The 423-nt window shown below is 66.2% G+C and carries 1 protein-coding gene; it reads left to right on the plus strand.

Annotated features, from left to right (window positions below):
* Positions 1 to 423, plus strand: a 423-nt coding sequence (locus DBR34_RS13170) for an HAD-IA family hydrolase (RefSeq protein ID WP_258223907.1), incomplete at both ends; no start/stop codon positions are given.

Here is a 423-nt window from a genome sequence, read left to right on the forward strand (position 1 = left end):
GTTTCATGCGGCATTACGAGGCGTGCCTGTTGCGCAGCCCGCGTCTGTTCGATGGCGTGACTCCCGCATTGCAGGCACTCCGCGATGAGGGCGTGACGCTGGCGATCTGTACCAACAAGCCGTCGGCACTGGTGGCGCCGTTGCTGCAGCATTTCGGGTTGCAGGACCAGTTTGCGCTGGTACTGGGCGGGGATTCGCTGGCCGAACGCAAGCCCAGCGGCGTGCCGCTGCGGCACATCGCCACGCAGCTCGGCGTGGCCCCGGAGGCCGCCTTGATGGTAGGTGATTCGATCACCGATTACCGTGCCGCGGTGAACGCGGGCATGCCGGTGGCGCTGGTGCGCTATGGGTATCCGCGCGGGCTCGATCTGGACAACGTCGAGGCGGTGGCGGTGATGGACGATCTGCGGGAATTGCTGGTGC

Source organism: Stenotrophomonas sp. HMWF003, from assembly GCF_003061285.1.
GTDB classification, from domain to species: Bacteria; Pseudomonadota; Gammaproteobacteria; order Xanthomonadales; family Xanthomonadaceae; genus Stenotrophomonas; species Stenotrophomonas maltophilia_AP.